Raw genomic sequence first — 13,455 nt, 5'->3', positions numbered from 1 at the left:
TGATCCGCACCCGCACTCCTCCGTGGCTTTTCGGCCGCCTGGATACGGCTCGCGCCCGTCGTGACGCCCACGTTGACGCGGGTAACTCGCACTCGACAGACTGACCCCCTCTGGGGGGAGCCATGCACGTGGGAATGTCTCATGGGCCGGACGGATCCCGGTCCGAGGTCGGGCGCGACGAACGCCTCGACACGATCGAAGCGCTCACCGAGGTGTCCGATCACCTCGACTTCGCGCTGCGCCTGGTCCGCCGCACCGTCGCCGACCGCGACCGGCTCGCCGAGCTCACCAAACGCGTCCAGGCCGTCGAACAACGCCTCAACGACGACCGCTACTACCTCGCGGTCATCGGCGAGTTCTCGGCCGGAAAAAGCACCTTCATCAACGCGCTGCTCGGCGAGGACCTGCTCCCCACCTCGGCGCTGCGCACCACCGCCGCCGCGACCCGGATCACGCACGGACCCGAGTTCACGCTCGAAGTCCGGTTCCGCAACGACGGGATCCGCTACATCTACCCCGCCGGCCGCACCGCGGGCGCCGCGAGCCCGCTCGGGCGCATGCTCCTGCACCTCGCGCCGTACCTGCGCGTGCCTGACGACACCGCCGGCATCCTGTCGCTGCTGACCGCCGACGAGCGCATCGCGCCGCACCTCGCCTACCTCGAGGTGCGGCACCCGGCCACGCCGCTGCGCGACGGCCTGGTGATCATCGACACCCCCGGCACCAACGCCGAGGTCGGGCACACCGACATCACCACCGAGGTGATGCGCGAAGAGGCCGACCTGGCCGCCGTGCTCAGCCCGTCGGCGTCGCCCGCGTCCACGTCGCTGACCGACTTCCTGACCGACGCGCTCGACCCCGCGCTGCTGCGCCGCTGCGTCTTCCTGGTCACGAAGATGGACCACGTCGAGGACGACGAGCACGACGACCTGCTCAACCACGTGCGCCGCCGCTACGCGCGGATGCTCGGCGTCGACGACGTCGTCGTCGAGGGCGTCGCCGCCGACGCGGTGCTGCGCCGCGCCACCGGGCGGCCGCTGCGCGGACCGGAACAGGAGTACTGGGCCGACGCGTTCCCCGCGTTCCTCGCCCGGCTGCGGGACGCCATGCAGCGCCAGCGCATCATCGCGGTGTCCGACCACCTGCTGCGGCTGCTGGAGGACGTGCTCGGCGAGCTGGGCACGGAACTGGCCGACGCGCAACGGCGGCTGGACACCGAGGAGGCCGAGCTCGGGGCGGCGCGCATCTCCGACCTCGCCGGCTTCGCGTCCCGGCTCGGCGTCCGCGCCGGCCTGCTGGTCGACGCGGGCGCGGAGAACGCCCGGCGCGCGGTGGGCGCGATGGCCGCGCAGTGGCAGCAGTACATCCACCGCGCGATCGACGACGCGATCGACGCCGCGCCGCATCCCGACGCGGTACGCCGGGTCATCCGCTCCGACGTGCCCGACCTGATCCGGCGCGACCTGCCGCGGATCGGCGACGTCGTGCAGAAGGCCGTGACCTCGGCGCTGGCCGACGGCGCGCGCGAGGCCGAGGGCGTCGTCGAGACGGCGTTCGAGGCCGAGTACGCCAAGCTCGACCAGGAGGCGGTGCGCCTCGCCCGGCCCAAGATCACCGTGGTGTCCGGGCAGCAGTTGGCGAAGAACGCCCTTCAGGCGTACGAGTCCAACGTCTCGGGTGTCACACAACAGCTACGGGCGGTTCGCCGCCAGGCAACAAGATCAGGACCGATCGGCTCCGGAGTCGACCAATGGTTCGCCTCCCCGCCTCAGCCGAGCGGGCCTCCCCAGCCCCCCGGGGTGCCCGCGAAGCCGACCCTGCCGCCACCCCAACCGCCGGGCGGATCAGGGCAATTCCGGCCACCTATTCCGGACAGACCCCCCGCATATCCGCCTCAACCGCCGGTCGCGCCTCCCCCGCCTCCGGACGCCCAAACACGCGGTGGTCTCGGGGGGTTCGCGGCCCGGATCGCCGACTCGCTGGCGACCACGGACATGCACGCGCTGCGGAACCACGCGCGGGCCGAAATGCATCAGACTCTCCAGACGGTCGCGACCGGGCTGGCCCGGCAGATCGGCGAGGCCATCGAGACCGCGACCGAGCACTACGCGGAGACGGTGCGGGCGCACGTGGAGCAGTACCGGGCCACGTACGAGCGGACGGTCGCCGAGCTGGTGGCCGAGCACCACCGCAGCGAGGCCATCCTCGCGGCGCGCAGGACCCTGCTGCAGGACGCGAGCAGGCAAACGGAAAGGCGGCGCGCGACGGTGAACGCCCAGCGCGAACGCCTCACTACTCGGGGGGGTTCCCGAATATGACCGAGCACTACCACGACGACGCCTACGACGGTCTCGACAGCGGTGGCTACGACGACACGTCGATGGACCACTCGTTCGGCGACGAGCCCGGCAACGACCAGCTCTGGGAGACCGGTTCGATCGGCGGCGACCTGGACCAGATCGACTTCAGCGACGACGTCCCGCCCGGCTCCGACTTCCAGCCGAGCGACCCGGCCGCGAACCTCGACGGCGACATCTCCGGCCCGGCGCTGGACGACCCGGCCGCCAGCCTCGACGGCGACATCTCCGGGCCCGCGCTGGACGACTCCTCGGTGTACAACCCGGCCGACTCGGAGGCGCAGGGCGACCTCAACCCGGACGGCTCGCCGGTCGAGCCGCCCGAGTGGGCGACCAACCCGAGCCACACCGACCCGTGGATCCAGGACCAGGTCGACGACGCCGCCGCGCACGGCCTGAACCCGGACGGCACGCCGCTGGACGTCGTCGAGCCCGGCACCGACGACCCGTACGGCGACCCGTACGACAACACCGACCCGGGTGCGCAGCAGGACCTCCAGGACCAGACGGACGCGCAGGCCGCCGGGCACGACCCGAACGACCCGAACGTGGGCCTGGACCCGTCCGACCCGAGCTACGACCACTACTACGCCGAGAACGGCCACGTCTACGACGGCCCGACCGACGTGTCGGACGATCCGTACGCCGAGCCGGTCCCGCACGACGGTCACGCCCCGCACGACGGCCCGGCCCCGCACAACGGCTACGAGGGCTACGACCCCGAGCAGATGCCGACCGAGTACCCGTACGAGGACCCGTTCGCGACGGACGGCTACGACCCCGGCTACGACCCGTACGGCGACCCGAACTACAACCCGTACGAGCAGGGCCCGTACGGCGGTGACTTCGACGTCTACGACGGCTGCTTCGGCGACGCCTCGTACGACGCGTACTCGATCTACATCGACGTGGACGTCACGATCGACGGCGACGTGTACTCCGGCGACCCGGCCGACATTTCCTACGACGGCAGCGCGGACGCCGACACCTACGCCCCGGTCGACGACTCGCCCGACACGCACGAGGCGGCGCCGGTCGTCGCGCCCGAGCCGCACGAGGCCCCGGCTCCGGCCCACGACACGCACGAGGCCCCCGCGCCGACGCACGACACGCACGACTCGCACCTGCCGGTCGAGCCGCACTACGACGGCCACGACCCGGCCGCCGACGCGCCGTACAACTCGTTCGAGATCTCGCACTACTCGCCCGAGTGGGCCCTGGCCGACTTCGACGGCTCGGGCGACCCGGCGCACGCCGCGCAGTTCTTCCACGGTGTCGAGGACCCGGCGCACGCGCCGCTCGCCGTCGAGGGCGGCATCGTCGAGGCGATGACCGGCGAGCCGTACAACGAGCAGGCGTTCCTGCAGCAGGCCCAGGCCGGCGGCCTGTGGGACCAGGCGCAGGGCGGCATGCTCAACACCGACGTGGGCGGCCTGCTGGAGATGCACGGCATCGAGACCACGACGGTGTACGACGCGAACGTCGACACGATCATCAACGCGCTGGACCACGGCGACCAGGTCATCGCGGTCGTCGACACCAACGAGACCGGCGACGCGCTGCACGACGCGGTGACCGGCCAGCCGATCGAGCAGAACCCGCCGCTGATGAACACCGTGTGGGTGACCGGCGTCGACGTGCAGCCCGACGGTTCCGCGTACGTCATCGTGAACGACCCGAGCTGGCCCGAGGGTCAGACCCAGGCCATCGCGCTCGAGGACTTCACCAACGCGTGGGCCGACAGCGGCAACCAGACCGTGATCGCGCACGCTCCGGCCGCCGCCGGCAGCTGACGCACCTAGGGGCTCGCGCCGGGGACGCCCGGGGCCGGCTCCAGGCGGTCGTGGGGGGGGGGGGGGGGGGGGGGGGGGGGGGGGGGCGGGGCGGCGCGGGGGCGGGGGGGGCCGCGGGCGCCGCCGCGCCCCCCCCCCACGCCGCCGACCGGGCCGTGCGGCCCGGCGCTCCGCCCCCACGTCCGCGCACGTCCCCGTACCGCGCGGCACGCCCCCCAGCGTCCCCCGACGCGCGCCGACCGCACCCGCCCGTATTCGCTCCAACCAGACTTAATTGGGAGAGGAACACCTCCGTGACCATCGACCGTGAGGCCGTCAACGCCCGCGTCGCCCAGTCCCAGCCGCGCCGTCAGGCGGGTGTGGCCGGCCTGCTCGGCGGCATCCACCGCAGCGCCGAACTGAGGGGCTGGCTCAAGGGCGGGTCGATCGCCCTGCCGCCGGTGCCCGAGCGGGTGGACGGCGCCTGGACGCTGACCGCGCTCGTCGCCGTGGGCCGCCGCACCCCGCAGGCGCCCGTCATCGACGTCTCCCCCGCGTGGGGCGCCGTCTCGTGGGAGTGGCCTTCGCAGAAGGTGCTTTCGCACGTCGCGCTCGCCGACAACGCCGACGTCGCCGCGATGCTCGCCAAGGGCGCCGGGCACGAGTCGGCGTGGAACCTGTCCATGCAGGCCGAGGCGCTGGCCGCCCGCGCGCGGTTCTTCCAGACGCTGACCCGGTTCGTGTCCGAGCCGGTCGAGCGCGACCTGAAGCTGCTCACCCGCGCGTATGCGCAGGTGCTGCCGCGCGCCGCGTACCCGATCTACCACGTGCTGGTGCCGAGCACCCGGGCGTGGCTGCAGGTGGCGCCGAACGGCGCGGGCCGCGAGGCGCGTTCGCGTTCGGCGGCCGGGTCCGCCGACGCCGGCTCCGCAGGTCTACCCGGCCCGTCGAGGACCGCGCCGCAGCGTCCCGCTGCGACGCAGGCGGCCCCGGCCGGTGCCGCGCCTCGGGGGGCGGGGGCCCCGCCCGCGCGTGCCACCGGTCCGTCCTCGGCGGGCGTTCCACCCCAGCGGGCCGTCGCCGCGGCACCCGCGGCGCGCACCGGGCAGGCGGTCGGCTCCGCCGGATCGCCGGGCCTGGTGAAGTCGTCGGGTGCCGCGCTCAGTACGCCGATCGCCGAGGCTCAGGAGCTGGCCGACCGCTTCGGCCTGTCCCAGGTGAGCACGGAGATCGACCGGCTGCGCACGCGGATGCGCCGCCCGGGCTTCCGCATCGCGGTCATCGGCGAGTTCGGGCGCGGCAAGTCGTCGCTGGTGAACCGGCTGCTCGGGGCGAAGGTGGTCCCCGAGGGCCGGCACACGCGCGTGCCGGTGGTCGTCGCGCCCGGCCCGGAGGCCCGCCTGGAGCTGCAGTTCGCGGACGGGCGCAGCGAGCCGCGGCCGGCGCTGGCGTCGTCGTGGGACGCCGTCGAGGCGGCTGCGGCGGCCACCGGCGACGACGCGCTCGTCGGCGTGCGGGTGCTCGTCGAGGACCCGGAACTGGCGCGTCTGGACGTCGAGATCGTCGACACGCCGGGCGTCAACGCGGGGCTGGCCGGCGACACCGACGACGACAAGGCGCAGGACCTGGTCCGGCGTACCGTCGCCGCGAGCGACGCGGTGTTCATGGTGGTGTCGGCGAGCGCGCCGCTGGGCATCTCGGAGACCTCGTTCCTGGAGGAGGAGGTCATCGCCCGGCACGTGCCGCGGATCACGGTGGTCGTCTCCAAGCTGGACACCGTCGACGAGGACGAGCGCGAGGACATCGTCGACTACCTCGGCGGCCGGGTGCGGCGCATCTCGCCGGTGCTGGAGGTGCTCGCGGGCCCGCACCGCGAGGACTCCGCGCCGATCGCCGCGGTGCGCGCGCGACTCGAGGAGTACGCGCAGTCGGGCGGGCGCCGCGCGATGCGCGCCCGGCAGACCGCGGGCCAGCTGCTGGCGCTGCTCGAGGAGATGGGCGAACTGGCCCGCGGCGGTGTCGCGGACAGCGCGCTCAGCGAGGAGGACAAGCGGCGCGCGGCCGAGGAGGCCGAGGTCCAGATCGACAACATGACCGCCGAGTGGGGCAAGGTCCGCGTCGAGCTGCAGAAACGCCGCAGCACCACCGCCGAGAAGTTCCGCGAGCACCTGGCGACCTCGCAGGAGGAGCTGATGGGGGTGCTGAGCTACGAGATGGAGCGCACCCCCGACCCGAAGACGTGGTGGGAGCGCGACCTGCCGTTCCGGCTGCGCCGCGAACTCACCGGCATGGCCAAGAAGTACGAGGGCCAGCTGCACTCCAGCGTGCAGGCCGACCTGCAGTGGCTCGACGCGCAGATGAAGCGGCACTTCGGCAAGGGCACCCAGCTCAAGGTCGACAAGGCCGAGCAGTTGTCGACCGACTTCGAGCTGAACGAGGCCGAGGACCTGGGTCTGAAGGACCTCAAGAGCCGCAAGCTGGCGTGGCGCATCGGCCCGAGCGGTATCGCGGTGCTCGGCATGCTGCTGATCCCGCTCACCGGCGGTCTGTCGATGCCGATGGGCGCGGGCATGGCGGCGTCGGTCGGCGGCATGGTGCTGGGCGAGGTGAAGTCGGGGTCGCTGACCGACGGGCAGCGCGCGGCGGCCGCGAAGGCGCTGGAGCCGGCGGTGGAGCAGGTGCTGTCCGGGTTCTCCGAGCAGGTCTCCGAGCGGCTGTACACGCTGTACGCCGGGGTCATGGACGAGGCGGTGCGGGGCCAGAAGGCGTGGCGCCAGGACCGGCTCGCGGCGCTGAACAAGGCGGGCACGGACGGGCCGAACTGGCCGGAACTGTTCAACCGCACCCAGGAATTGATCACCGGGGTCAGCGCATTGATCGACGGGGAGACCGCGGGCGCCCGCTGACCGTCCTATGACCGTATGATCCGCAGGTCCGCACGCACGGGGACCGGACCGCGGCAGCGGTCCGGCGGGCGCCGCGGAGGGAGGGAGAGCAGTGGAAGGCAATCGCATGCCGCAGGGCACCGGCGGCGGATACAGCGCGTGGCGGGCCCGCCAGGAGACCCTGGTGGAGCTCATCGACCGGCTCACGCCGATCATCTCCGGGCTCTCCATCGGCAGCGGCGTCAAGAAGCTCGCCTCGGTGCGGACCCGCGCCGCGTCCGAGGCGTTCAAGGTGATGATCGTCGGCGAGTTCAAGCGCGGCAAGAGCACGGTCATCAACGCGATGCTGGGCGACAAGGTGCTGCCGTCCTTCGCGCGGCCGTGCACCGCGATCATCAACGAGGTGATGTGGGCCGACGAACGCTCGGCCCTCATTTACCCGCTGGAGCCGGACGGCAGCGCCGGGGACCCGATCCCGATCAAGGTCGAGGAGATCGTCGACTACGTCACCATCGGGGCCGACGACGACAACACGCCCAACCCGTACCAGCGGGCGGTCGTGCGCTGGCCGCTGGAACTGTGCCGCAACGGCGTCGTGGTGGTCGACTCCCCCGGGCTCAACGAGGCGCCCGAGCGTGAGCGCGTCACCCTGCAGTACCTCGAACAGGCCGACGTGCTGGTGTTCGTGGTGGACTGCCAGGCCGCGATGTCGCGCAGCGAGCAGCTGTTCCTCGACGTGCACGTCAAGGCGCGCGGCCACGAGGACGTCTTCTACGTCGGCAACAAGATCAACCTGGTGGAGGACGAGGAGCGCGAGGACGTCAAGCGGGAGATCCGCAAGCGCCTCGGCCCCTACGTGTCCCGCCCCGACCGGGTGTTCTTCGTCAACGCGCGCGCCGCGCTCAACGGCCGCCGCAAGGACGACCCGGCGCTCGTCGGCGAGTCCGGCATGGTGGAACTGGAGCGCGCGCTGGAGGAGTTCCTCACCCGCGAGCGCGGCCGCGCCAAGATCCTCTCCCCGGCGCGCGAGCTCAAGTACCTACTGATCGAGGCCCGCGAGCAGATCGACCGGCGCGAGGCCCTGCTCACGCAGAACGTCGACGACCTGCGCGCCACCTACGAGCGCGTGCAGGTCCCGCTGACCCGCCTCGAGCAGAACCGGCGCGTCATCGTCGCGCAGATGGAAGGCCACCTGCGGGAGACCCGCGGCGAGGTCGAGGACGCCGGACGCCGGTTCATGAACCGCGTGATCGGCCAGGTCCCCGGCTGGGCCCGCGAGTACGACCCGCAGAACACGCTCGGCGCCAACCCGTTCAAGGCGCGCGAGAAGATGGAGGCCGCGGTCAAGGAGATCTCCGACCACCTGTCGGGGCGCATCCAGGTCGCGTTCGCCGAGTGGCAGGAGAAGGAGCTCAAGCCGCTGCTGCAGCGCCGCGTCGAGGACCTGGAGCGGTCCATCGACGACGACGTGAAGCAGTTCGTCACGCGCATCGACGAGATCCGCGCCTCGCTGACCCGCGACGAGGCCGAGACGCAGATCATGAAGGTCAACGAGAAGGCCGCGCCGCTGGAGCGCCTGCTCGCCGACGCCGTCTCGTTCGTGCTCGACCCGGGCACCGCGCTCACGGGCGGCAAGTTCAGCCTCCGCACGATGCTCACGACGCTGCTCCCGCAGATCGCCGTCGGCGCGATCGCGGTCTTCGTCGGCCTGGGCCCGGTGGCGATCTTCGCGATGCTGCTGGGCGGCAACCTGTTCCGCGGCGCGCTGCAGCTGAACAAGGCCAACCAGCGGATGAAGGAGCAGGTCGCCGAGACCGTCGTCGAGGAACTGCGCGGCCGCGTCGAGCAGGACGTCACGAACCTGGGCGACGAGGTCACCAAGCAGCTCCGCACGATGCGCGACGCCATCGCCCAGGGCCTGGACGCCGAGATCAAGTCCATCCGCGACGAGGTCGGCCAGGCGCTCCAGACCAAGGAGCAGGGCGAGGAGGACGCCAAGAAGACCGGCGCCGACCTGCGGCGTTACGCCGGGGAGCTGAACCGCATCGACGAGCAGCTCGCCGACCTGATCATGGACGTGGCGATCTAGGTCCTCGCGGGACACCTTCGGGTTGCGACCGGGCAGGCCCTTCGGGGTCTGCCCGGGCCTGTTCACGCCCGCTTCGCGCGGCTCAGTCGACGAGGTCGCGGACCACCGCGTCGGCCAGCAGGCGGCCCTTCAGCGTCAGCACCGCGTGGCGGTCGGCGAACTTCGCCGGATCCAGGAGGCCCTCGGCGACGGCGTGTTCGGCGGCGGCCAGGCCCTGTTCCTTGAGCAGCGAGAGCGGGCAGCCGTCCTTCAGGCGCAGTTCGAGCAGGATGCGCTCGACGCGGCGGTCCTCGTCGCCGAGCAGCTCGCGGCCGTGGGCCGGGGACTCGGCGGCGCGCAGGCGTTCCGCGTAGGCCTTCGGGTGCTTGACGTTCCACCAGCGCACGCCGCCGACGTGGCTGTGCGCGCCGGGGCCGGCGCCCCACCAGTCGGCGCCGGTCCAGTACAGCTCGTTGTGCCGGCAGCGCGCGGCGCCGTCGGCGGCCCAGTTGCTGACCTCGTACCAGCCGAGACCGCCGGCGGTCAGGGCCTCGTCTGCCATGAGGTAGCGGTCGGCGAGCACGTCGTCGTCGGGCGCCGGGAGCTCGCCGCGCCGGATGCGGGTCGCGATGCGCGTGCCGTCCTCGATGATCAGCGCGTACGCGGAGACGTGGTCGGGCTCCGCGGCCAGCACCGCGTCGAGCGAGGCCTGCCAGTCCGCGTCGGTCTCGCCGGGCGTTCCGTAGATCAGGTCGAGGTTGATGTGCTCGAACCCGGCGGCGCGGGCTTCGGCGACGCACTCCTGGGCGCGGCCCGGGGTGTGGTGCCGGTCGAGCACCTGGAGCACGTGCGTGCGGGCGCTCTGCATGCCGAAGGACAGCCGGGTGAAGCCGGCCTCGCGCAGCTCCGCGAGGTACGCGGGGTCGACGGACTCGGGGTTGGCCTCGGTGGTGACCTCGGCGCCGGGGGCCAGGCCGAACTCGTCGCGGATGGCGGCCAGCATCCGGCCGAGGTCGGCGGCGGGCAGCAGCGTGGGGGTGCCGCCGCCGAAGAACACCGTCTCGACGGGGCGGTCGGCGTCGCCGAGGACGCGCCGCGCGAGGCGGATCTCCGCGACGGCGTCGTCGGCGTACCCGGCCTGGGACGCGCCGCCGCCCAGTTCGGCCGCGGTGTAGGTGTTGAAGTCGCAGTAGCCGCAGCGTGACGCGCAGTACGGCACGTGGACGTAGAACCCGAAGGGCCGCCCCGGGCGGCCGTCCGCGGGCAGGCCCTCGGCCACGGCGGACGCGGGCAGGGAGCCGTCGAGGGGCGCGGGCAGGCCGTCGGGAAGAGCGGAGGGCATGCGCCCAGTGTCCACGACGAGGCGGGCGGGGCCCAAAACCGCTGCGCGGCTCCCCGCCCGCCTCGTCGCACGTTGTCCTGGCGCCGCGCGGCCGCGGCGGGGTGTCAGGTGACGAGCGTGCCCTCGTACATGCCGTCTATGAGCCCGGAGTAGGTGCGCTCCACGACGACCCGCTTGACCTTGAGGCTCGGCGTCAGCTCGCCGGTCTCGACGCTCAGGTCGCGCGGGAGGACCTCGAACTTTTTGATGGTCTGCCAGCGCTGTAGATCGGTGTTGAGCTGCTCGACGTAGCCCTCGATCAGCGTCCTGACCTGGGGCGCCGCGACGAGCTCGGGGTAGGCCAGGTCGCCGAGGCCGTTGCCGGCGGCCCAGCCGGCGAGCGCGTCGGCGTCGAGGGTGATGAGCGCGGTGCAGAAGTTGCGGTTGTTGCCCAGGACGAGGATGTTGCTGACGTACGGGCACAGGCCCTTGAAGCGGCCCTCGATGTCGGACGGCGCGACGTACTTGCCGCCGGACGTCTTGATGAGGTCCTTCTTGCGGTCGGTGATGCGCAGCGATCCGTGCCCGTCGATCTCGCCGATGTCGCCGGTGTGCAGCCAGCCGTCGGGCTCGAGGACCTCGGCGGTCGCCTCGGGGTTGTTGTGGTAGCCGGACATGACGGACGGGCCGCGCAGCAGCACCTCGCCGTCCTCGGCGATCTTGATCTCGGTGCCCGGCAGCGCGAGGCCGACGGTGCCGATGTGGTTGTCGCCGAGGCGGTTGACGGTGCTGCCGGCGCTCGCCTCGGTCAGGCCGTAGCCCTGGAGGATCGGGATGCCGACCGCCTCGAAGAACTCGGCGACGTCGTCGGACAGCGCGGCGCTCCCGGAGATGCAGCCCTTGAGGCGGCCGCCGAACAGGTCGCGCAGCTTGCCGAAGACGAGCTTGTCGGCGACCGCGTTCTGCACGGTGAGCAGCAGCCCGGGCTGCTTGCCGGCGCGCAGGAGGCGGACGCGCTTGCGGCCGACGCCGACCGACCACGTGAAGATCGCGTACTTGGCGCCGCCGCCTTCCTTCGCGCGCGTGTGCACCGTGTTGTAGACCTTCTCGAACACGCGCGGCGCGGCGGCCATGAACGTCGGCTTCACGATCGGCAGGTTGGCCACGAGCCTGGGGATGCGGCCGTCGACGGCGGTCGGGTAGCCGATGCGCAGCTGCCCGGAGATCATCACCTTGCCGTAGCAGTGCGCGAGCGGCAGCCACAGGTACTGCAGGTCGTTGCCGTCGCTGATGGCGAGCTCGGACTGCGCGGCGGCCTGGTAGGCCCAGCAGTCGTGGGTGAGGCGGACGCCCTTGGGGCGGCCCGTCGTTCCGGATGTGTAGATGAGGGTGGCGAGCTGGTCGCGGTCGATCGCGGCGACGAGCCGTTCGACGAGCTCGGGGTCCTTCTCCAGGACCCCGCGGCCGGCCGCCTCCAGGTCCTCGAGCGTCATGACCCAGTCGTCGTCGGCGGCGGTGTCCTCGGACGCGGCGGTTCCGCCGGATGCGGCGTCGAACACCACGAGGCGGCGCACCGCGCTCAGTCGTTCGCGTTCACCGCGCAGCTTGGCGGCCTGCGCGGCGTTCTCGACGAAGACGATGGTGCTGCCGGAGTCCTCGAGGATGTAGGCGGCCTCGTCGGCGTTGGTGGACGGGTAGACGGTGGTGGTCGCGGCGCCGGCGCACACGATGCCGAGGTCGGCGAGGACCCACTCGACGCGGGTCTCGGACACGATGCCGACCCGGTCGGTGGGCTCGACGCCCAGGCTGTGCAGGCCGGCGGCGATGCCTTTGACGCGGGCCTCCGTGTCGGCCCAGGTGAGCGACTTCCACTCCTCGCCGCCGTCGGGCGTGGGCGAGGGGAAACGGTACGCCTCGCCGTCGGGGGTCGCCGTCACACGGGCGAGGAAGTCGACGGCTATGGACGCGGGGCGGTTCTCGATCGCGGCAGCTGAATCACTCACGTCGGCCTCCGAGACCCCGAATGGGGTGATGCGTGGTGGAGTGCTGTACCTCACGCCAATTGATGATCCGTCAACGTAGTCCGCCGGAGGTCTACGCGGTAGTAGCCGCGGGCGCCGGAACGATTTCTGTGGCCGGGCAACGAAAGCGGGCGAAGGCGGGGCGGACGCCGGGTCGCGGCGGGGCCGGAACGCCGGCGGCGGCAGCCATCAGGATTCCGCATCTCCGCTATAAGCAACTTATGGGACTAATCCGGACGTTCATGGTTAACCTCATCGCCGTCCGGAAGCCGCAAGGACCCCCGGACCGAACCCTCGCACCGGAACGCCTGGTCCCGCCCTCCGGCCGCGCGACACCAACCCCCAGGGCGGGAGCGTGCGTTCGGGGCGTCCCTCCCGGCAGGCCCAGGGCCGGTCACGGCAGCCTGCCCCGCCCCCGAGCGCGCATCAGCAGGCGTACGGGAGAAACCCACGCATGTCCTCAAGCCATATACGCACGCCCCGACGCGTCCTGACCCGGGTCGGGGTCACCGCGACCGCCGTCGCCGCTGTCATGGCGGTCTCGTCGGTCGCCACCGCCGAGGCCGCGCCCGCCGCGCGCCGCGCGCCGGTCACCGCCAAAGCGTCGCCGTCGGCCGCGGACGTCCTGTCCGTCGCGGCGTCCCTCAAGGGGACGCCGTACCGCTACGGCGGCAACGGGCCGAGCGGGTTCGACTGCTCCGGCTACACCAGGTACGTCTTCGCGAAGGCCGGCAGGAGTCTGCCGCGCACCACATCACAGCAGTACGCCGCGTCCCGGAAGATCCCGCTGGGCCGACTGCGGCCCGGCGACCTGGTCTTCACCCGCAAGGGCGGCGCCATCACGCACGTCGGCATCTACGCCGGCAACGGCATGGTGTGGCACTCGCCGCGCCCCGGAAAGACCGTCCGCCTGGAGCGGATGGACTGGGCGATGGGCAGGAGCGTCGTCGCGGGACGGGTGACCTGACGCCCGGCTGACGTCCGAACCCGGGAACGACGGAGGCGGCCTCCCCCTTCCTTTGGGGAGGCCG

At 72.3% G+C, this 13,455-nt stretch carries 7 protein-coding genes; 5 read left to right on the top strand and 2 right to left on the bottom strand.

Features of this window, described 5'->3' with window-relative positions; genetic code table 11:
- Positions 1-134: 134 nt before the first annotated feature.
- From QI554_RS15005 to QI554_RS14990, 4 genes are all read left to right on the top strand, one after another.
- Positions 135-2,318, top strand: coding sequence for a dynamin family protein (locus QI554_RS15005; RefSeq protein ID WP_281470330.1), 2,184 nt, complete (start codon positions 135-137; stop codon positions 2,316-2,318).
- Positions 2,315-4,150, top strand: coding sequence for a hypothetical protein (locus tag QI554_RS15000; protein ID WP_281470203.1), 1,836 nt, complete (start codon positions 2,315-2,317; stop codon positions 4,148-4,150). The genes QI554_RS15005 and QI554_RS15000 overlap by 4 nt, the downstream gene beginning before the upstream one ends.
- 293 nt (positions 4,151-4,443) lie before the next feature.
- Positions 4,444-7,035: a dynamin family protein gene (locus QI554_RS14995; RefSeq protein WP_281470202.1), complete on the top strand. Its 2,592-nt coding sequence runs from the start codon at positions 4,444-4,446 to the stop codon at positions 7,033-7,035.
- Between the two features lie 91 nt (positions 7,036-7,126).
- Positions 7,127-9,103, top strand: coding sequence for a dynamin family protein (locus QI554_RS14990; protein WP_281470199.1), 1,977 nt, complete (start codon positions 7,127-7,129; stop codon positions 9,101-9,103).
- Positions 9,104-9,185: 82 nt separating this feature from the next.
- Here the strand turns inward: QI554_RS14990 and hemW are convergent, their stop codons facing one another.
- A complete protein-coding gene (gene hemW / locus QI554_RS14985; RefSeq protein ID WP_281470198.1) occupies positions 9,186-10,424 on the bottom strand; it encodes a radical SAM family heme chaperone HemW in 1,239 nt (412 codons plus the stop codon).
- A 104-nt stretch (positions 10,425-10,528) separates the two neighbouring features.
- Complete coding sequence (locus tag QI554_RS14980; RefSeq protein ID WP_281470196.1) at positions 10,529-12,406, bottom strand: AMP-dependent synthetase/ligase; 1,878 nt, start codon at positions 12,404-12,406, stop codon at positions 10,529-10,531.
- 472 nt (positions 12,407-12,878) lie between these two features.
- On the opposite strand from QI554_RS14980, the gene QI554_RS14975 reads away from it, so the two are divergent.
- Positions 12,879-13,391: a C40 family peptidase gene (locus QI554_RS14975; RefSeq protein WP_281470194.1), complete on the top strand. Its 513-nt coding sequence runs from the start codon at positions 12,879-12,881 to the stop codon at positions 13,389-13,391.
- Positions 13,392-13,455 lie beyond the last annotated feature (64 nt).

The sequence above is a fragment of the Yinghuangia seranimata genome (genome assembly GCF_029953285.1).
GTDB lineage: Bacteria > Actinomycetota > Actinomycetes > Streptomycetales > Streptomycetaceae > Yinghuangia > Yinghuangia seranimata.
The sequence above is the reverse complement of the archived record's forward strand: the minus strand, read 5'-3'. Positions and strand labels throughout refer to the sequence as shown.

Coding starts and splice junctions, on each gene's coding strand:
- QI554_RS15005 (WP_281470330.1), top strand. CDS start 135: ATGTCTCATGGGCCGGACGGATCCCGGTCCGAGGTCGGGCGCGACGAA.
- QI554_RS15000 (WP_281470203.1), top strand. CDS start 2,315: ATGACCGAGCACTACCACGACGACGCCTACGACGGTCTCGACAGCGGT.
- hemW (WP_281470198.1), bottom strand. CDS start 10,424: ATGCCCTCCGCTCTTCCCGACGGCCTGCCCGCGCCCCTCGACGGCTCC.
- QI554_RS14975 (WP_281470194.1), top strand. CDS start 12,879: ATGTCCTCAAGCCATATACGCACGCCCCGACGCGTCCTGACCCGGGTC.